At 60.4% G+C, this 17343-nt stretch carries 18 protein-coding genes and 1 tRNA gene; 10 read left to right on the forward strand and 9 right to left on the reverse strand.

The window, feature by feature from the left end; all coding sequences use genetic code 11:
• Nucleotides 1-129 precede the first annotated feature (129 nt).
• The gene (locus MUB52_RS14800) at nucleotides 130-1047 is read right to left on the reverse strand and encodes a DMT family transporter (RefSeq protein ID WP_263845016.1); all 918 of its coding nucleotides are present in this window, start codon (nucleotides 1045-1047) and stop codon (nucleotides 130-132) included.
• A gap of 92 nt (nucleotides 1048-1139) precedes the next feature.
• Between MUB52_RS14800 and MUB52_RS14805 the strand changes: the two genes are divergently transcribed.
• Nucleotides 1140-2009, forward strand: coding sequence for a LysR family transcriptional regulator (locus MUB52_RS14805; protein WP_263845017.1), 870 nt, complete (start codon nucleotides 1140-1142; stop codon nucleotides 2007-2009).
• 176 nt (nucleotides 2010-2185) lie between these two features.
• Here MUB52_RS14805 and ctaD read toward each other — a convergent pair whose 3' ends face one another.
• Nucleotides 2186-3856 carry a cytochrome c oxidase subunit I gene (ctaD, locus tag MUB52_RS14810; protein WP_263845018.1) on the reverse strand — a complete coding sequence of 557 codons (1671 nt, stop codon included), beginning with the start codon at nucleotides 3854-3856 and terminating at the stop codon, nucleotides 2186-2188.
• Nucleotides 3857-4154: 298 nt separating this feature from the next.
• On the opposite strand from ctaD, the gene MUB52_RS14815 reads away from it, so the two are divergent.
• Both MUB52_RS14815 and MUB52_RS14820 read left to right on the forward strand, forming a co-directional pair.
• Nucleotides 4155-5405, forward strand: coding sequence for a sensor histidine kinase (locus MUB52_RS14815; protein ID WP_263845179.1), 1251 nt, complete (start codon nucleotides 4155-4157; stop codon nucleotides 5403-5405).
• Entirely contained in the window at nucleotides 5402-5827 is a 426-nt protein-coding gene (locus MUB52_RS14820; protein ID WP_263845019.1) for a response regulator, read from the forward strand. The genes MUB52_RS14815 and MUB52_RS14820 overlap by 4 nt, the downstream gene beginning before the upstream one ends.
• Here the strand turns inward: MUB52_RS14820 and lipB are convergent.
• Entirely contained in the window at nucleotides 5824-6516 is a 693-nt protein-coding gene (gene lipB, locus MUB52_RS14825) for a lipoyl(octanoyl) transferase LipB (RefSeq protein ID WP_263845020.1), read from the reverse strand. The two genes, MUB52_RS14820 and lipB, sit on opposite strands and share 4 nt — an antisense overlap.
• A gap of 156 nt (nucleotides 6517-6672) precedes the next feature.
• On the opposite strand from lipB, the gene MUB52_RS14830 reads away from it, so the two are divergent.
• Nucleotides 6673-7986, forward strand: coding sequence for a peptidoglycan-binding domain-containing protein (locus MUB52_RS14830; RefSeq protein WP_263845021.1), 1314 nt, complete (start codon nucleotides 6673-6675; stop codon nucleotides 7984-7986).
• 123 nt (nucleotides 7987-8109) lie between these two features.
• A tRNA-Leu gene (locus tag MUB52_RS14835) sits at nucleotides 8110-8195 on the forward strand.
• A gap of 865 nt (nucleotides 8196-9060) precedes the next feature.
• On the opposite strand, the gene nhaA is transcribed toward MUB52_RS14835, so the two are convergent.
• The 3 genes from nhaA to MUB52_RS14850 form a co-directional block, all read right to left on the reverse strand.
• A complete protein-coding gene (nhaA, locus tag MUB52_RS14840; RefSeq protein ID WP_263845022.1) occupies nucleotides 9061-10371 on the reverse strand; it encodes a Na+/H+ antiporter NhaA in 1311 nt (436 codons plus the stop codon).
• A gap of 102 nt (nucleotides 10372-10473) precedes the next feature.
• A complete protein-coding gene (locus MUB52_RS14845) occupies nucleotides 10474-11487 on the reverse strand; it encodes a fatty acid desaturase (RefSeq protein WP_263845180.1) in 1014 nt (337 codons plus the stop codon).
• Between the two features lie 222 nt (nucleotides 11488-11709).
• Nucleotides 11710-11952, reverse strand: coding sequence for a hypothetical protein (locus MUB52_RS14850; RefSeq protein ID WP_263845023.1), 243 nt, complete (start codon nucleotides 11950-11952; stop codon nucleotides 11710-11712).
• 149 nt (nucleotides 11953-12101) lie between these two features.
• Between MUB52_RS14850 and MUB52_RS14855 the strand changes: the two genes are divergently transcribed.
• The gene (locus tag MUB52_RS14855; protein WP_263845024.1) at nucleotides 12102-12836 is read left to right on the forward strand and encodes a Crp/Fnr family transcriptional regulator; all 735 of its coding nucleotides are present in this window, start codon (nucleotides 12102-12104) and stop codon (nucleotides 12834-12836) included.
• A 59-nt stretch (nucleotides 12837-12895) separates the two neighbouring features.
• Here MUB52_RS14855 and MUB52_RS14860 read toward each other — a convergent pair whose 3' ends face one another.
• The 3 genes from MUB52_RS14860 to MUB52_RS14870 all read right to left on the reverse strand — a co-directional run bounded on the left by MUB52_RS14860 (nucleotide 12896) and on the right by MUB52_RS14870 (nucleotide 14136).
• The gene (locus MUB52_RS14860) at nucleotides 12896-13084 is read right to left on the reverse strand and encodes a hypothetical protein (protein WP_062563232.1); all 189 of its coding nucleotides are present in this window, start codon (nucleotides 13082-13084) and stop codon (nucleotides 12896-12898) included.
• Between the two features lie 216 nt (nucleotides 13085-13300).
• Nucleotides 13301-13714: a hypothetical protein gene (locus MUB52_RS14865; RefSeq protein WP_263845025.1), complete on the reverse strand. Its 414-nt coding sequence runs from the start codon at nucleotides 13712-13714 to the stop codon at nucleotides 13301-13303.
• Entirely contained in the window at nucleotides 13711-14136 is a 426-nt protein-coding gene (locus MUB52_RS14870; RefSeq protein WP_263845026.1) for a hypothetical protein, read from the reverse strand. The genes MUB52_RS14865 and MUB52_RS14870 overlap by 4 nt, the downstream gene beginning before the upstream one ends.
• A gap of 271 nt (nucleotides 14137-14407) precedes the next feature.
• On the opposite strand from MUB52_RS14870, the gene MUB52_RS14875 reads away from it, so the two are divergent.
• The 4 genes from MUB52_RS14875 to hflC all read left to right on the forward strand — a co-directional run bounded on the left by MUB52_RS14875 (nucleotide 14408) and on the right by hflC (nucleotide 17323).
• Nucleotides 14408-14722 carry a hypothetical protein gene (locus MUB52_RS14875; protein WP_263845027.1) on the forward strand — a complete coding sequence of 105 codons (315 nt, stop codon included), beginning with the start codon at nucleotides 14408-14410 and terminating at the stop codon, nucleotides 14720-14722.
• The gene (locus MUB52_RS14880) at nucleotides 14719-15063 is read left to right on the forward strand and encodes a hypothetical protein (RefSeq protein WP_263845028.1); all 345 of its coding nucleotides are present in this window, start codon (nucleotides 14719-14721) and stop codon (nucleotides 15061-15063) included. Before MUB52_RS14875 ends, MUB52_RS14880 begins: the two co-directional genes overlap by 4 nt.
• Before the next feature lie 107 nt (nucleotides 15064-15170).
• Complete coding sequence (gene hflK / locus MUB52_RS14885; RefSeq protein WP_263845029.1) at nucleotides 15171-16238, forward strand: FtsH protease activity modulator HflK; 1068 nt, start codon at nucleotides 15171-15173, stop codon at nucleotides 16236-16238.
• Nucleotides 16235-17323 (forward strand): protease modulator HflC, encoded by a 1089-nt coding sequence (gene hflC, locus MUB52_RS14890; protein ID WP_263845030.1) that lies wholly within the window; start codon nucleotides 16235-16237, stop codon nucleotides 17321-17323. Before hflK ends, hflC begins: the two co-directional genes overlap by 4 nt.
• The last annotated feature ends 20 nt before the right edge of the window (nucleotides 17324-17343 follow it).

Here is a 17343-nt window from a genome sequence, read left to right on the forward strand (position 1 = left end):
AAATCCGCCCGCGCTTTCCTCCTTGTCAGATTTATCGCCGCTGCAGCTCGCGCTGACAGCAGCAACAAACCTTAGACAAAGCGGCCATCTGCCGTTCGCGGCTAGATGTCCGCTTTTTGTGTGGTCCTGCTATGTACTGCCTGTCGTGTTTTTATCTGTGCTGGAAATCGCTGAAGTCCGTGCGACCGCGACGACGACGATCACGGCACCTATCCATTGCAAGACACCCAGACGCTCCGCGAGTATGACCCAGGCAAGCCCAATGGCGAAGACGGGCACAAGGCTAAGGTAGATGCCTGCTTTTGACGCTTCGGTTTTCTGCAAGCCGATCAGATAAACGTAGAAAGCCGCGCCATAGTAAATTGCTCCGGTTCCAAGGGCTGATCCAACGAGGAATGGGGTTCCGATCCGAGTAGGGGCAAGCCCGGCCCAAGCCGCACCTCCCCAAATTGCAGCGGAAAGAATGCAAGCTGTCGCCTGAACCACGATCAGGGCACTAAGGAAATCAAGTTTCCCGCTCAGGCCTCGCATCCAGACTGTGTAGATCGCGGCACAGACAGTCGACATCAGCGCAAACGCAAGCCCGGCGAACCGAAAGGGAGACGCCTCCGTCGAGCCACCCACGACGATGACGATAACCCCACCGACGGCTGCGAAGCACAATATGGACACCGCCGGACTAAACCGCTCACCCAAAAGCACCCATGCCAGCCCCAGCATCAAAACCGGCTGCGTTGCAAAGACCACAGATGCCTCGCTGGCCGAAACCAGAGCGAGCGCCATGATTGTCCCAACTGAGCCAGCGCCAAGAATGATTCCTGCAAAGGCAGGGCGAACCAAATGCGCAAAGGGCTCCATTCTCCATCCTTTTGCGAGCCGAACGGTGACCAAGAAGACAACACCTCCGATCAGTTGCAGCGTTAAGAATGGCAGAGGGTCGATTGCAGAAGTTGGGCTGCTATCCAAGGAAAGCAGATATTTTGCCAAAACGGAGCCAAGTGCGAGTAGGAAGGCGGATGCAACAAAAAGAAGATGTGAAAGCGGCATGGCAGGTCCTGTTTTCCTCAACCTCAATGTTGCTATCTGATTTCTCAAACGATCATTCTTCCCTTTTGCATTACTTTTTGTAATGTTGGGGTATGCTCCCCAATCTCACCGCCCTTCGCGCCTTTGAAGCAGCTGCACGGCACCAGAGCTTTTCCAAAGCCGCCAACGCCCTCGGCGTGACCCCTGCTGCGATCAGCCGGGCTATTCGACGGCTTGAAGATGATCTTGGGTTTGACTTGTTTGACCGGTCGCACCGCGCGGTGTCTCTGACAGAGGCAGGCACGCGATATGCGCAAAGGGTGACAGAGGGTTTCAGGCACCTAACAACGGAAAAAGCAGAGCAAACGCCCGGCAGACCCACCGTGAAGCTGGACGTTGAAGCCACGTTTCTACGGCAGTGGATTTTGCCGCGATTGTGTGAAGACTCTTTCAGAGACCTCCAGCTTTCGCTGAACATCCGAACCCATCACGATCCACCAAGGGTCATCTCACCCACTGCCGATATGGCCATTGTCTGGGGGTTTGCGGACTACCGGGGCTTCGAACGCCAGCGTCTGGTCTCGCCAAGAACCATTCTTGTGTCAGCGCCAAGTTTGGGCATCTCTACGTTGGCTGAGGCTGCGGGCGGCACATTGATACACGAAGCGGATGATCACTGGTGGAGGCTCGTGTTTTCGGAAGCGGGGCTACCCTATCCTGACGCCGCGCCGACGATCACCTTGAACAGATGCGACTTGCCTGTTGAGGCGGCGCGTTTGGGGCTGGGAATGGCTGTGGCCGATGATGTCATTGCAGAATATGAACTGAAAACGGGGGCGTTGGTCGGCGTTGATGGACCGCATTTGGACAGCCAGGACTACTTCCTTATGTCTCGATCGAACGTTTCCGTGCCAGCACAGGCGTTTGCTGGGTGGCTGAAGGATCAAGCGCATGATTTTGCGGACTGGCAGAAATCGCTATAGTCCATTCGCTCTCTGTATTGCGGACATTGGTGCATGGTGCAGCATTATGCACTTTTGGGCTCCGTAACGGACATTAACCGTCCGGTCTTCAACAGAGACTTTGCGTCCGTCGGTCGGGCAAGTGCGGATGTAGAAAGGCCCCGGAGATCATCTCCGGGGCCTTCGGTTTCGGGCGGTCAGTGGGCCGGGTGTTTGTCCCAGTCTTCCTGCTTGGGCAGCTGCTCGAACGTGTGTTCGGGCGGCGGGCTGGGCAGGGTCCACTCCAGCGTGTCGGCGTATTCGTTCCACGGGTTGTTCTCGGTCGCCGGCTTACCCTTGCGCAGGGCGTAGGCCATGATGCCGAAGAAGAACAGGAACGAGGCGAAGCTGATGAAGGCGCCGAGGCTCGACCACCAGTTCCAGTAGGCGAAGGCATCCGGATAGTCGATGTAGCGGCGCGGCATGCCCTGACGGCCCAGGAAGTGCTGGGGGAAGAACGTCAGGTTGGAGCCGATGAACATCATCCAGAAGTGGATCTTGCCGGCCATCTCCGGGTACATCTTGCCGGTCATCTTGGGGAAGTAGAAGTAGATCCCCGCGAAGATCGCGAAGACGGCACCGAGGCTCATCACGTAGTGGAAGTGCGCCACCACGTAGTAGGTGTCGTGGTAGTAGCGGTCCACAGCGGCCTGGGAGAGCACGATGCCCGTCACCCCGCCGACGGTGAAGAGGAAGAGGAAGCCAAAGGCCCAGAGCATGGGTGTCTTGAACTCCACCGAACCGCCCCACATGGTGGCGATCCAGCTGAAAACCTTCACGCCTGTGGGCACCGCGATGACCATGGTGGCGAGCATGAAGTAGGCCTGCTGGTTGAGGCTCATCCCCACGGTGTACATGTGGTGCGCCCAGACCACGAAGCCCAGGGCGCCGATGGCGATGATCGCCCAGACCATCGGCAGGTAGCCGAAGATCGGCTTACGCGCGAAGGTGGCGATCACATGAGAGATGATGCCGAAGCCGGGCAGGATGATGATGTAGACCTCCGGGTGGCCGAAGAACCACAGGATGTGCTGGTAGAGCACCGGGTCGCCGCCGCCCGCGGGATCAAAGAAGGTGAAGCCGAAGTTGCGGTCCATCAGCAGCATCGTGATCGCCCCCGCCAGCACCGGCAGCGACAGCAGGATCAACCAGGAGGTGACGAAGATCGACCAAGAGAACAGCGGCACCTTGAAGAGCGTCATGCCCGGCGCGCGCATGTTCAGGAAGGTGGTGATCATGTTGATCGCACCGAGGATTGAGGAGGCGCCCGAGACGTGCACCGCGAAGATCGCGAGGTCCATCGAGAAGCCGCCTTCAAGCGTCGAGAGCGGCGGGTAGAGCACCCATCCCACGCCCGAGCCGGACTGATCATTGCCGCCCGGCGCCAGTACCGAGCAGATCGCCAGCGTGGTGCCGGCGACGTAGAGCCAGAAGCTGAGGTTGTTCATGCGCGGGAAGGCCATATCCGGCGCCCCGATCTGCAAGGGCATGAAATAGTTGCCAAATCCGCCGAAGAGCGCCGGGATCACCACAAAGAACATCATCAGGATGCCGTGGCCGGTGATCAGCACGTTCCACAAATGCCCATTGGGCGTGCACTCCGCCGACGAGGCGAAGAGACGCGCACCCTCCATGCACATATATTGAACGCCCGGATCCATCAGCTCCAGCCGCATGTAGATGGTGAAGGCGACCGACACGAAGCCCACGAGGGCGGACGTGATCAGATACAGGATACCGATGTCTTTGTGATTGGTGGACATGAACCAACGGGTGAAGAACCCGCGTTCGTCATGGTGTTCGTGGCCATGGACGGCTGCGTCTGCCATGCTCGTGCCTCCTTCGTTAAGTCGTGGTTGCTGCATGGCGGTTCCCGGGCCACGCAGCAGAGTCTCTGCGGTTTTAGAGGGAGTTGGCTTAAGGAGCAATGATCGTAATTGCCGCAGCCGAAGAAAAAAGCGCGGAGGTTCCCTTTCCGGCCCGTCGCGCGCGTAGGTTGAAATGTTTAGCGCCAATTTAACTCATCTGCGGATTCTTTTACGCGGGTTTAAGCTTCCTGCGCCACTTTGACTGCCGAGAGTGGTTTCGGCCCAGGCGGTGTGTGTGACTGTGGGATCGGGTTTGAAAATGCAGGTGGCAGCGCCACAATCCGTTGAGACTGCGCCGGGTCCGTCCGGTGCGCGCTCCACTGCGTTCTGGGAGCGGCTTGCCGAGGTCGTCCCGGGCGTCATCTATCTTTTCAATCATCAGACCATGTCCAATGAATACGTCAACCGGTCGGTACATGATCTGCTGGGCTACTCCGCTGAGGAAATCGCCGATATGGGACCCAATATGCTGGCCACCGCGGTGCTGGAGGAGGATCAGCCCGGGGTGATGAGCTACCTTGCCGCGCTGCGCCATCTCGGCGAGGGCGAGGAGGCAAGCCATGTCTACCGGGTCCGTCGGGCGGACGGTGCAGTCCGCTGGTTCCGCAGTGTCGACAGCGTGTTCGAGCGCGAGGCGGACGGCCGCGTGCTGCGGCATATCGGCATCGCTCTGGACGTCACCGCGCAGATGGCCATCGAGGCCGAATTGCGGCAGGTCAACGAAGACTTGGAAGAGCGCATCCGCGCGCGCACGGCCGAGCTGGAGCGGCTCAACCGCGAGCTGGGAATACGGATGGAGGCGCGTACCGCCGAATTGCAGGACGTGAAGCGCGATCTGGAAGATCTCACATATGTGGCGACCCACGACCTTCGGGTGCCGGTCAACAACATGGGCAGCCTGACCCATATGCTGAGCGAGGCGGAACCGCTGCTGCCACCCGAGCACGTGGAAACACTTGGCTGGCTGCGAGACGTGTCCGATCAGGCGAGCGAGAAGCTCGATGCGTTGATCTGCGTGGCACAGGCGCGCTCCGGTGCGCTCAAGGCATTCGAGGAGGTCGATCTGGCCCGGATCACCGATCAGGCGCTGGTGAACCTGCATTTCCAGATCACCCGTACGCGGGCGGTGGTCAAGACCCGCTTCGACGTGCCGGCGGTCTGGTTCGTGCCGCGCGAGATGGAAAACATCCTGCAGTCCATGATCGGCAATGCCATCAAGTACCACGTCCCCGGGCGGCGGCCGCGGATCCAACTTCTGTCCCGCCGGCATGCGGACCACGTGGAGATCTCGATCGAGGACAACGGCACCGGGCTCGACCTGCCGCGGGACGCCGACAAGGTGTTCGGCCTGTTCAAGCGTGCCCATACCACGCCCGGCGGCGCCGGGGTGTCGCTCTACGCGATCCGCCGGGTGCTCGAACGGGTCGGCGGACGCATCGACGTCACGAGCACGCCCGGGCGCGGCAGCCGCTTTTCGATCTGCCTGCCACATCGGCCCGAACCGTCATGACCCAACCGGCCCTTCAACGCGTCCTGCTCGTCGACGACGACAAGGTGACCAACCTGATGCACGGCCGGCTGATCCGGCGCAGCGGTCTCATCGGTCAGATCGATGTGGCGACCGATGGGGTGGCCGCCCTCGAGTACCTGCAAGCGCGAACGGACGCCGGAGACGGCTGGCCCGAGCTCATCCTGCTCGACATCAACATGCCGCGGATGGATGGCTTCGAGTTTCTCGAAAGCTATGCGGCACTGCCTGCCGAATGCGGCCGGGCCGAGACGCTGATCATCATGCTGTCGACATCGGTGTTGCGGGCCGACCACGCGCGCGCCGAGGCGGACCCGCATGTGCACGCCTTCGTGAGCAAGCCCTTGGCAAGCGACGACATCGTCCGTTTCGTTCACGCGGCCCAAAGCCGGCGCGTCCACTAGGGCAGGGCCTCTGCGGGTTTCGGGGCCAGGTCCTGAGGGACATCGCCGAAGACCTGGGCGAAGGCGTCGCGCAGTGCGACATCCACATCCGCCAGACCGACGGGCAGGCCGAGGTCCACGAGGCTGGTGACGCCATGCGTGCGGATGCCGCAGGGCACGATGCCGTCGAAGTGGCTCAGGTCGGGGTCGACGTTGAGCGAGATGCCATGAAAGCTGATCCATTTGCGCAGGCGGATGCCGATGGCGGCGATCTTGTCTTCGGCGGTGTCGCCATTGGGCTGTGCCGGTTTCTCGGGCCGCTCGACCCAAACACCGACCCGGCCCGGGCGCACGACCCCCGTGACATTGAAAGCCTCCAGCGTTGCGATCACCCAGGCCTCGAGTTGTTGCACGAAGCGCCGGACGTCCCGCCCGCGGCGACCGACATCGAGCATCACATAGACGACACGCTGTCCCGGACCGTGGTACGTGTACTGCCCGCCGCGCCGCGTCGGATAGACCGGAAACCGGTTAGGATCGGTCAGGTCCTCGGCGCGGGCGCTGGTTCCGGCGGAGTAGAGCGGCGGATGCTCGAGCAGCCAGATGCATTCGCCCGCTGCGCCGGCGGCGATGGCATCGGCGCGGGCCTCCATCCATGCTTCCGCTGACCGGTAGTCGGTCAGCCCGTCTGTCACGATCCACTCCACCATGGCGCCGGTCTAGCGCAAGCATGGCGAGGCGAAAACCCCCGGAGCGGGCCTCTGGCGCTCGTCGACGACAATCCAGGAGCGCCCAACGAAAGCCTTCGGTCGAATCGCTCACTGTGCTAGCGTAACGAGATACGTTTTTCATGCCGGAGATTTTTCATGTTTTCCAAACATTTGACCGCTGCAGCCCTCGCCGCCTCCGTCGCCGCAATGCCCGCCTCTCGTGCGGCCGCTGATGCTGGCGACTTTGTTGCAGGCGCCCTGATCGGGGGGATCGTGGGCCATGCGGTGACCAAAAACAACCAGAAGAAGAAACAGCGAGTCTATCGCCCCGGCATTCCTTCGACCCACGAAGGACGTCAGATCCAGTCCTCGCTGAACTATTTCGGGTTCAACGCGGGCCGTGTCGATGGGCAGCTTGGCCGACAATCGCGCAGTGCCATTGCGTCCTATCAGGCCTATATGGGCTATCCCGCAACCGGTCAGTTGAGCGCCTTTGAGCAGGATCTGCTGATCACGTCTTACAACCGCGCCCAGGCGGGTGGTTATCAGACCACCCAGCTGATTGCGTCCAATCCCGAGGGTACGCGTGGACTGCTCAAGACCTATCGGGCGGAGATGGCCGGCCAGGCGGTGCCGCAGCAGCAGCAACCGCCGGTGGTGGCTGTCGCGCCTCAGCCTGCGCCGGTGACAACTGTCGTGACACCCGCACCCGCTCCAGTGGCTCCGGCCCCGGCGCCTGTGACTGCGGTTGCAGCGGTACCCACGACCGAGGCGGCCACGACTGCGCTTCCGAATTTCTTCGAAGGCGGAGCGCCTGAGGCGTCGCTGGCGTCGCACTGCAACACGGTCTCCCTGCTGACCAGCACCAACGGCTACACCACCGTGGCCTCGATGACCGATCCGACCGCGGCGCTGAACGAACAGTTCTGCCTAGCGCGCACCTATGCCATCGCGCGGAGCGAAGAGTTGATCAGCCAGGTCAACGGGCTGACACCGCAGCAGGTGGCAGCACAGTGCGACGGCTTCGGGCCAGTGGTTCAGCCTTATGTGGCGGGCCTGTCGCAGAAGTCGCGCGATGCGCTGAACGAGGAGGTGTCGAGCTTCGTCGCCTCCATCGGAACGACGCCGCAGCAACTGGCCGGCACGGCGAAGATTTGCCTCGGGGTCGGCTACCGAACCGACAACATGAATGTAGCGCTCGGCTCTGGGTTGATCCTCTATGCGCTCGGCGAGACGGTCTATGGCGAGTTGATGGGGCATCACCTCGCCCTCGGCTTCGGCACGCAGAAAAACGCGAAGATGGCCGGGCCTTGGTATGAAGCCGGGCTCGCGGCGACCGATGCAGGGGCCGATGCCGTCTTCGTGCCGGGCCAGCCGGAGCGCGCGGACATTCTGCGCAAGGCCTCGATGGAAGTGACAGGCACCCCCGCGCAGGCGGGTGTCTTGCCGGTGTTCTCGGTCACCGAGTAGGCCACCAAGCAAAGACGTCGCGCTTTGACGCCCCAGCCACCCGATTGGCTGGGGCATTTTGCTGAAAATGGCTCTTCACAACGGCGGGCGGGCAGGCTAAAGACCTCGCACCTTCCTAAGCGTGCGGATGTGGCGGAATGGTAGACGCGCAGCGTTGAGGTCGCTGTGGGGTAACACCCGTGGAAGTTCGAGTCTTCTCATCCGCACCATTAGAACAGAAAAAACGCCTAAATATTAGGTATTTACGCGGCTTCTGTCTTCTTACATCCCCCAAATCATCCCCGCGAGGGACTTCCTTGCAGTGCAGTCGCTGTTTGCAATGTTAGAGTTGAGGTCCTTGCCTGCTGTTTTCTCGAGGCAATTCAGCACAGTCGAACTTGTCAGGTCGGCGCTGAGGCCACTTTGAATGCCGAACACCAGTTCAGGTACTTGCTTCGCCCGCCCAAGACCCACCAAGTAAATCCGGTATCACATGCATACCGTGATGGATTGGACGGGTTAGTTAGTAAGTTCAGTATCTTAATCGGTTCTGTGTGCACTGTGTGTGCCACAAGCAATCGCGTTCTGGCGCACTCTGTCGGGCGTTTGGTGGTTGTGTGGATTTGGTCGAACTGAAGCGCGTTGGACCCGGAGGGCCTAGAGATCTCACCAACTCTGCAACAGCACGTAGTCATTTGTCCCTTGTCGTGCCCATCAAAGAGTTGGTGAGTTGAAGGCCGGCGTTTCCCGTGTCGGTGGCGGTCGTTGCCATGTTCCTGCTAGCCGCGGCGATCATGCCTAGGGCGATTGAGCATGCAGTGCTCCATGCGACAGCCACAAACGTCGGCTGAATGTACCTCTTGGTCACGACGGGATCTGTCTTTTTCGTGCTGTTCCTTGCACTGGCACGGATCGGGAGCAGAAGACTGAGCGCCCGGGATCAGAAGGATGCTGTGCCTTCGAACTCGATACTCCTGCCCGTTGCGACGTGCGGCACGTGGTGGCAATGCCCATCCAGCGCGTAGCGTCGACATCGACCATGGACATTGGCAGTACATGAACGATGTCGCGCATCTTACCAGCGGTGAGTTGTTGTCACGTCCTTCGTAGTGTCAGCCAGATCAGCAGTGCGACTCCGAGCATCGCGGAGAGAGCTGATCCGCTGAGAATGCCCAGCTTCGCCGCATTCAGGACAGACCAGTCGAATGCGAGGCCCGCAATGAACAGCGACATCGTGAAACCGATTCCCGTGAGAAACGAGCCGGCGATGATGAATGGCCACGACAGCCCTGGCGCGAGCACAGCCAAGCCTGAGCGGACCGCAAGCCAGCTGAACCCGAGGACGCCAATCGGTTTTCCCAGCACCAGGCCGACAATGATCGCCACGGAAACCGGTTGTCCAAAATCGGCACCGCTAATCGTGATGCCAGCATTTGCCAGCGCAAAGATCGGCATGATTGCAAAGCCGACCCAAGGGTGCAGCATTATCTCAAGACGTTCGACCGGCGAGAGCGATTCGGTGAGCGCTCGGCCCGCCTGACGAAGGTCATGATGGCCTGCAACATCCCCTTGCCGATGGTCGGCGTTCGGAGCGGCGAGTACGCGCCCGAGGATCACACGCAGGCGAATATCGCTCACCCAAATTCGGGTAGGGGTCATGAGGCCCAGAATGACACCGGCGATGGTCGCGTGAACGCCAGAGGCATCGAAGCACAGCCAGACTGCCGCTCCGATGAAGAAATAGACCGGGATGCTTCTGATCCCGAGGCGCGAGGCGGTTGCTACAATACCAATTCCCAGCAGGCCCAGCCCGAGGGCCGACCAAGTCAACGCTTCCCCGTATCCAATGGCGACCACGAGTATCGCGCCGACATCATCAAAGATAGCGAGGGAAAGCAGGAACAGACGCAAGGTGGGCGGGATCCGGTTTCCGAAAAGGGCCAGGCATCCGATCACGAACGCCGTATCCGTCGCCATCACGGTTCCCCAGCCGTGCATCCCGGGTTGCCCGTACATCGTCGCAAGAAACAGGGAGACCGGTACAACCATGCCACCCACTGCGCCTGCAAACGGCAGGGCTGCCTGTCGAGGGTTTCGCAATTCGCCCAGCACGATCTCCCGCTTGAGCTCCAACGAAAGCACAAAGAAGAAGAGCGTCATCAAACCGTCATTGATCCAGTGTCGCAGCGAGCGGGTGAAATCCAACGAGCCGAGTGTCAGGCCGATTGGCGTCTCCCAAAAGCCAAGAAAGGCCTCTTGCCAAGGTGAATTTGCAAGCGCCAAGGCCAGTAGAACCGCCAGAAGCAGGAGCCCTCCTGCCGCCGCTTCGATTTTCAGAAAGCGCACAAATGGCTTTGTTATTCTGTCGGCGGCCTCATGGGGCAAAGTCTGGGGATCGTCGATCATGGGATGAACATGCCTTTTCCAATGACGATGCACCGCTCTCACATCGCAGCCCTGTAGGCACCTTCGCGCGTCTCTTTGCCCAGGCATCATATCATGGAAGGTTCAGGCGGACAGAGCGCGTGCCTCGGCGAACGACAAAAGTCTGCGGCGACTCTCATCCCAGAGGTGGAGGTGCGCGCAGCGGAGACTTTGCCGAAGCGTGATGCGTTTGGTCTTTGCCAGAACCGCGTGATCCTCGATCACCTCTGGAAGGCGATAAAACGGAATTCGACTGGCCAAATGATGAACATGGTGGACACCGATATTGCCAGTGATCCAGCGTAGAACGCTCGGAAGCTCGTAATGTGAGCTTCCGTAAAGTGCTGCTTCGTGGATGTTCCAATTTTCTTCGTGCTGCCAACTGGTTTCTTCGAACTGATGCTGGACATAGAAGAACCACATGCCGGCGACTGCACCCAAGAACATGGTTGGCAGGAAGACGAAAAGAACAACGTCCCATCCACCCAGCCAGACGATCAAGGTCAGCGCCGAACCAATGGCGGCGTTTGTTCCCATCGCGCTCAGCCAGTATCGCCAGCCCGACCGCATTAAGTGAACGGGCAGTCGGTTCTGCAAAAAGAACGTATAGAACGGCACCACTCCGAACAGGAAAACTGGATTGCGGATAAGCCGATAGAGCGCCCGGTCGAGCCACCCCTTTTCTCGGTACTCCGTGACTGTGAGGGTCGGCATATCTCCGACACCCCGCCGGTCGAGATTCCCGGTCGTGGCATGATGGATTGCGTGCGTTTTGCGCCAGACGTCATAGGGCGTCAGCGTGATCACGCCGATAACACGACCGATCCAGTCGCACAGGCGCCGACTGCGAAACAGGGACCCGTGACCGCAATCGTGCTGGATCATGAACAGTCGGACGAGGAATGCCGCATTCACCAGTGCCAGGGCCATTGCCAGCGCAGTACTCATCGAGAGCATCCACCAGGCGACCGCCCATATTGCCACGAACGGGGCCACTGTCACAGTCAGCTCGAAGATACTGCGCGAATGGATTGGCTGTCGGTACTTCGCCATCGCCCGCGACCAGTCTGACGGAGCCAAATTGGGCTCTTCCCGCATCAGATCAGTCTGACCGGCAGCATTTCGCGTGCCCGGCGCCTTACCCGTAATGGCCGAGGCCCGCGCTTGTACTGGGGGCTGCGGCGCGTTCAGAGGCTGAGCTTTGCGGACTCGGTTGGTGGTCTGATCCGGTATCTCTTCTCGATCTCGCCCTTGGCGACGACTGTTGGTTGAATAGGACGAAAGCTTCATCAGCAATAGAAATCCTGTGTGACTGAGCGTTTACACTTGCGGCCTCCGAACGGAGTTGCCACCAGCGATGATCTGGTTGATGAGTGCCGCAACAGATCGGTGCGTTTCCGTTTCGGCCTCCGATCCCTTTGCGTTCTCATGAGTTGCTGCGGCGTCGCGAAGAACACCTACGATCTCATGCTCCGGCAGCAGTCCGCCATCGTTCATGGCAAGCAGAAGTGCTTCGCAGATTGAAAGGGCGGCCTGTCCTGAATGCTCGTTCGCCGTAGACATCTTCGGATTCCCCTTCTTGTTTCGCGATCTGACCCGAATTCGCACCGGACCTACCCATACTTCTCGCACGATATGAGCTATGCTGGACTGATCGAGAGCAGTCGAAGAAACGATTTCCACGCGGCTGACGGAACTGTCAGGGAGAAGCTATGACACCATTCGAGACCAGCCCGCTCACCCGCAAGCTTTCGGCCTTTGTCGCTTTGTCAAAGGCGGAGTTGGATGTGCTCGAGCGCCGGCACCAGCGCCGCCGCTCCTTCGTCGCTGGGCGCGATATGGTGCATCAGGGGCAGTCGGATCAAGCTGCTTATATCCTGTCCGCGGGTTGGGTCTGTTCCTACAAGCTCCAGCCTGACGGGACACGCCAGATTGTCGATTTTCAGGTGCCCGGGGATTTCCTCGGGTTGCGCAGCGTGCTGTTGCGCACCTCGGACCACAGTTTCGAACCCATCGTGGAAATTGAGGCCGCCGAAGTGTTGAAGAGCGACCTTCTGGCGGCCTTCTCGGATACTCCGCGGCTTGCGACAGCCATTCTTTGGGCGGCGTCGCGGGACGAGGCAATGGTGGTCGAACACCTTGTAGGGATCGGCAGGCGCGATGCGGACGCCCGCATGGCGCATTTTCTGTTGGAACTGGGATCGAGGCTGGCACTGGTGGGTATGGGATCCAGAGAAGGATACGATTGCCCACTGACCCAGTATCACTTGGCCGATGTGCTGGGGTTAAGTGCCATTCATGTGAATCGCGTCCTGCGACAGCTGCGCGAAAGAGGGCTGGTGACCTTTCGAGACGGTCGCGTGTCCTTTGAAGATCATGCCGGGTTGGTGAAACTGGCTGAGTTTGATGCAGCCTATCTGGATCAGACCGGGCCGCTCTTGAAATAAGAAGGGCCGCCGGCCATTGATCGGCGGGCGGCCCCGGTGTTCAGGTCAGACGCTGGACATCAAGCGAGCGCGTGGGTCGCCGCATCGAGTTCCTTGTTGGTCTCGGCGTCGTTCTTCGCCGTGTTCGCCTTTTCGGCGGCCTGATAGTGCTTGAGCGCCGCGTCCTTCTTCGGACCAGCGGGCGCCTTGTCCCACGCGGCCTTCACGGACGTCATTTTTTCGGCAGTCTTGTTCTGTTCGGGTGTCATTGGAATTGTCCTTTCATGGACTTTCCGAGAAATAAAAAGCGTGCCGACATGCCGACCTTTTTGGGATCGACACGCCCACATGCTTTTCAGGAACTTGGAAATTTACAGTGCCGCCAAATATTCGGCAGGCACGGCTTACCTAGCCAATGTCAGCCCTCGCCGCACTGACGCAGGTTAGTCCCGGCGTCTGTGGCGGGTCGATTGCCTTGTCGGCTTTCAAGTCACCGCCGTTTGCTGGTGGGAAATCCTCAGCCATCTGTCGTCGTCGTTAAGGTAGGTCGAAGCACAGAGGGCTTTGTAGATCGGCACGCCGGGTTTTTCCGCCGAGACCCGGTAAGTGAGGATCGCGATGTCACCGCATCGCGTGACGCGCCGTTCGGCCATCGAGACAGACCGCCAGCCGGTTCTCTGTCGAAGATGGGTCCAGATCTGGTCGCCCTGGAGGATCCCGGGCGGATAGGGGAAGACCATGACTGCGTTGGTCGCTGTCGTCGCCCGCGCGTTGTCGGCGCCATTGGTCCAGAAGTGTTCCTCCATGTCCCAGAGTATGCCCTGTTCACCCGGTGATAGCGTGCCGGACTTGTGTGCCGCATGGGCCGGTCTCCTCGCGGTCGCGGTTGGTAGAGTCATTCGCCTGACCCCGACCCGCCAACCATGAACATTTGAAATAGAAGGAAGACAATCGCGAGCAACGCCCAGATCGCTCCGCTTGTCCCCGGGCGGTCGCCGGTCACCGTCGAGGCAGCTCGCTTCAGGCTACCTGACGCCCAGCCTTCGGGAAGCAGCTCGCTCAAGTCTCGTGCGATCCTACCGTGATCGCTGGCGAGAGTGGGTACGTCCCGAAATCGGGCAAGCAGCGTTCCCAACCGTGCCTGCGCGGCATCGTGCCCCAGCATGACCAGTTCAGCGGTTTCCTTCCATGGATCGAGGCCAAGCCGCGCGAGCGTGGAGAGCACAGTCACGGTATAGCCGTTCCGGTCCTCGCCGACGGAGGCATGGAGAAACCGATCGAACTCGGGCGGGTGCGGGTTGAGAACATTGGGTTGGGCCATCGTGCTTCCATTCTTGGTTGCAGGAATGCAGATCATCCCTGTTTCCCAAAGTGTACGCGCAGGTCGGTCCCCGCGCCCTTACACAGGTCAGTGCCCGCAAACCTCTCCAGGGTGTTCGCCACCCGCGCGGCGCCCGGAACTAACATGTGTCAGCACCAGTCGAACGTTTCCGAAGTACAAGAGGAGAAATCGTTCGACTGGTCAGGTCCGGAATCCAAGGGGCCGTCAACAGTGGCGAGCGACGGATCTGCCAAAATCGTGGAGGCCAGAGATGAGCGTGCGTTCATCCAGTTTGAGGGTGACTTTCCTGCACCCGTTCAGCCTAGCCGATTTTCCGGACGAACTTCCGGCCGGGGACTACGAAGTCCTGATTCAGGAGCAACTTCTCCGCGGGCAAGGTTTCGAAACGTATCAGAGGACGGCGACCCATATGACCGTTCCTGGCAGAGGAGATCGGGCGGGTTGGATGGAACTGCATACGATATCAGAGCGCGACCTGAATGAGGCGCTGAGCCGGGATCAGGGACCGACTGAGATGAACAAACACAGCGAAGCGGCGCTTTCTCCGCAGGAGGACTTGCTATGAATACTCCCGAATGGCTCAAACCCGGCATCTATGGTGCCGTGATCGGTGCCGTCTTTGTCGGCGTCGTCGGATTTTCATGGGGTGGCTGGGTGACCGGCGGCACTTCGAATGACCGCGCGGTGGCGATGTCCCGTAACGATGTCGTCGCCTCAATGGTACCGGTCTGCCTCGACATGGCGCGGTCAGACCCGGCTAGGGCGGACAAGCTTGCAACGATCCGGGCAACCTCGACCTACCAGAGGCGCGACGCTCTCATGACAGTCGGCTGGGCGACGGTGCCCGGAACCGATGCCCCGGACCGTGACATTGCTGAAGCCTGCCTGAAGCAACTGGACCTCTGAGGTCATGCTGTTCAGAGCCGACGATGTGATGGCGCAAAACGCGTCGCAGCGTCAAACGCGCCAGCCAGGCATCGCACCGAGTGCCAAAACCGAGATTGGAGCTTGCGATGCCTTCTGATGACAATGGACCGGAAGATCGCGGACCTTGGAAAAACAGGCAGACCCGCGCTCCGCCTGAAGTTGACGCAATTCTCAGGCGGGGCCGGGATCGGCTGCACGGCATCCTGCCGGACGGTCTGCCACCGGTGAAGCGTCTTGCAATCGGGGCGGCCATTGCGCTTGCGGCGTTTGGCGCGTGGTCCTCCTATTACACCGTGCCGAGCGACTCCGTTGCGATTGTCCAGCGGTTCGGGAAGTACACTGCCGAGGTCCCTCCGGGGCTGCACTTCAGGATTCCCTTCGGGATCGACGTGACCACATTGGTCCCGGTCAAGCGTCAGCTGAAACAAGAGTTCGGGTTCACGACCCCGGGCGCCACCGATCCCTATCAGAGCCCGACGGACGGTCGCCGCGAGACCGAGATGGTCACAGGCGATCTCAACGCCGCGCTCGTCGAGTGGGTGGTGCAGTACCGGATTTCCGAACCTCGGAAATTCCTGTTCGAGGTGCGTGAGCCGAGCGCGACGCTGCGTTATGTCTCGGAGTCCGTCATGCGCGAAGTCGTGGGAGACCGCACGGTCGACGAGGTGATCACCGTCGGGCGCCAGGAAATCGAAAGCGAAGCCCTGCTGAAGATGCAGGCGCTCGCGACCAAATATGCGATGGGCATCAGCATCGATCAGGTACAGCTGAAGAACATCAATCCGCCCCAGCCGGTTCAGGCCTCTTTCAACGAGGTCAACCAGGCACAACAAGAGAAGGAGCGGATCATCAACGAGGCCCGCCGCGAATACAACCGCGTCATACCTCTGGCCGAAGGCGAAAAGGACCAGCGCATCCGCGAAGCCGATGGCTATCGCTTGAGGAGGATCAATGAAGCCGAGGGCGATGCGGCCCGGTTCACGGCCCTCCTGACGGAATACCGCCAGGCCCCCGAGGTGACCCGGCGCCGGATCTACATTGAAACCCTGCAGGATGTTCTGCCGGGAATTGGTTCCAAGATCATCGTCGACGGGTCCACGGCAAGCATCCTGCCGCTTTTGAACCTTGATCGACAGACAGGAGAGCAACGATGAAGACCCTTTCGCTTATTGCCTCGGGGATCGCGGTTGCCGGGGTCGTCGCTGCGTCATCCGCCGTCTACACGGTCGGCGAGGTCGAACAGGCCATCATCACCCAGTTCGGCAAGCCGGTCGGCGCGCCGATCACCGAGGCTGGTCTCAAGTTGAAACTCCCCTTCGTTCAGGAGGTTAACCGGATCGACAGCCGGGTTCTGGAGTGGGACGGCTCGCCATCGGACATGCCCACCAAGGACAAGCTCTATATCTCGGTCGATCTCTTCGCGCGCTGGAAGATCACCGATCCTCTGCAGTACTTTCTGCGCCTGCGCGACGAACGGAGCGCCCAGTCGCGCCTCGATGATATCCTCGGCAGCGAGACGCGGAACGCCGTCGCCAAGCACGAACTCATCGAGATCGTGCGCACGACCAGGGGCCGGACACCCCTTCGGGACACGCTTCTGACGGATCAGGAGCTTGCGCAGGACATTGGCGCACTGGTTCCCATCACGAAGGGGCGGGCGCTGGTCGAGCAGCAGATCTTCGAGGCGGCGGCGGAAAAGGTGCGCGTTTTCGGGATCGAGCTTCTCGATATCCGCTTCAAACGCATAAACTACAACGAAAGCGTGCGACCCAAGATCTATGACCGCATGATCTCGGAGCGCCGGCAGATCGCCGAACGCTTCCTGTCTGAAGGCAACGGTGAAGCGGCCCGTATTCAAGGCAACAGGGTGCGGGATCTGAACAAGATCCAGTCCGAAGCCTATCGCGCCGTCGAGGAAATCCGCGGTGCCGCAGATGCCGCCGCAGCAGCAATCTATGCGGGTGCTTACAATGTCGATGCCGTTTCGGTCGAATTCTACGATTTCACCCGAACCATGCAGGCCTACGGCGATATGATCTCGGACGACACGACGCTTGTCCTGACGACGGACAGCGATCTGTTCCAGTTCCTGCGCGGCATGCAGGGCGAGGCAGACCCACTCCGCGATCCGGGCAGCGTCCCAGGCGACGGTGGCGTGGCGTCAATCGGCAGGCCCCGACCAGCGCAAGACCCCGCGACGCCGATCGTGACACGCTCAGATGTCGGCGTTGGCCGATAGTTTCGTGGCCAAAGGCAGCA

This window comes from Roseobacter sinensis (genome assembly GCF_025755255.1).
Lineage (GTDB): Bacteria > Pseudomonadota > Alphaproteobacteria > Rhodobacterales > Rhodobacteraceae > Roseobacter > Roseobacter sinensis.